At 42.6% G+C, this 1948-nt stretch carries 1 protein-coding gene; it reads right to left on the bottom strand.

Annotated elements, in window-relative coordinates; genetic code table 11:
- Window positions 1–209 precede the first annotated feature (209 nt).
- Window positions 210–1796: an IS1182 family transposase gene (locus DV872_RS25975; protein ID WP_158547197.1), complete on the bottom strand. Its 1587-nt coding sequence runs from the start codon at window positions 1794–1796 to the stop codon at window positions 210–212.
- Window positions 1797–1948: the final 152 nt, after the last annotated feature.

Raw genomic sequence — 1948 nt, 5'->3', positions numbered from 1 at the left:
GGGGCTGTTGCAAAAGTAAAATTGTAACAGCCCTTCTTATTTCTAACTAACCATACCCCACCCAAAAGCTTCCCAACAGAAAAAAATGAGTACCATCTTCTACTTTTAGTGGGTTTTTCTGCTTGAAATTACTGAGCTCATGGTTCTCCAAAAAGACCTCTCCCTTCAGATGAATGTGAGACATCAATTTTATCTTTTTTAAGTATATTCTATGCCACTTCTTCCGGGAGAATGTAGCGAAAGGGGCTTCCTACTTCATCACGGGCAAGCCTGTTTCCCAATCGAACAGCGTTCATTGCCAGACACATCAGTAACCAATCAGTGTGGATTCCCCCCATCCCCGAATGCAGGAATCTACGGAAAGACCAATTTGCTTTGATTTGAGCAAAAGCACCTTCAGCCTGAATGCTTCTGTTAACACGAATCTCTACTCCCTCATCACTGGTTATCAATTTCAGAACCTGACGATGATATTCTCTGAGTTTATGATTTACCTGAACCTGTTTGTAAGAAGCCTTACTTCTTTTCATACAGGCAGAACGAGAAGGACAAGTCTTACATCCTCTCTTGCATCGATAAATGTGGGAAGTTGTTTCATATCCATACTGATTCTTGCGTTTCCGAATATATTGGTGCTCCAGTTTTTTACCTCGAGAACAGATAAAGCAGTCCTGCTCTGCATTATAGGTCATGTTCTCCTTCCTTCCAATATCATTTCTGTATGTTCGTTTTTTTGACTGCTCATACCCTTGGGGTTTGATATAGGCTGCAATCTGATGGTTTTCCAGGTACTCATAGTTCTGCTGGCTGTCATACCCACTATCGGCACAATACTTTGAATACTTCCATGGTAAGGATTTATGCATATGATCCAAGGCTGGTACCATAGTGGCGTAGTCTGTACGGTCGGCGCTGGCATAGCTACCGACAATGTACCCGCTATCAACCAGAACCTGCAGGTTATAGGCAGGCTTGAGTTGCCCATTACGCATATAGTCATCCTTCATGCGCATGAAAGTCGCATCCGGATCTGTTTTGCTCATGCTATTACGTCCGTCCATGGATCCCAGATAGTCCTCATAGTTCTCAAGTTTTTCCTTGTATTTAAGAGCATCCCGATAGAACTTTTGCACATCTGAAAGGTGATGGCCACGTCCTGTTTTTTCAGGTGTCAGAGCCAAGCCTGTTCCTTTTAAGCTTTCTATCAGAGAATTCAGCCCAATATGACAATCGTCCACTTCCAGATTCCAGCAGTACAGCCGATTGGCTTCCGCTATCAGAGTTTCAATATGCCTATGAAGCTTTGCCAGGTTCTTTGTTGTCGCCTTCTTCCAGACGAAGCTGTAACGCCCTGCTTTTGACTCCATCTTAGTGCCATCCTGGTAGATAACATCCTTTTCCAGCTCACCCAATGAATCAAGGCGTTTGGCTACTTGAAAGAAAAGACCATCAATAGCTTTTTCATGACGGCGTATAAAACGATCGAAAGTTGTATGATCGGGAACCTTCCTGTCCTTGAGAATCTGAAGAAGAAAGATATCTCGCTTACATAAGCGTTCTACTTCACGGGAACTGAATCTACCCTGGATTCGTGCATAGATTATTATGAGCATCATTGTGTAGGGATCAGCGGCATGCGGACGTCCGGATTTCTTCTTGGGAAGGTGAAAATCACTGTAATCAAGGTTTTGTAACAGTATTAAAAGCGCAGCTTCATGATCGGTTACCTCAAAGGGAATCGATATGTTTAAATCCAGGAATAATTGCTGATGTTGTGAAAATGATGTAAGATTCAACACGTGCTCCTTTTAATTGTTTGTCGTTAAACAAATAGTAGCACGTTGGGACCGCTTTGCGGTCCCTTTTTGTAGTAGGTCAGGTTCTATTCAATATATACATAATTAAAAAGGGCTGCTGCTTTAGTCTATTAGACTTTTGCAACAGCCCC

This window comes from Oceanispirochaeta sp. M1 (genome assembly GCF_003346715.1).
In the GTDB taxonomy this organism is placed as follows: Bacteria; Spirochaetota; Spirochaetia; order DSM-2461; family DSM-2461; genus Oceanispirochaeta.
Note: the sequence above shows the minus strand (reverse complement) of the source record. Positions and strands in the feature narration are given on the sequence as shown.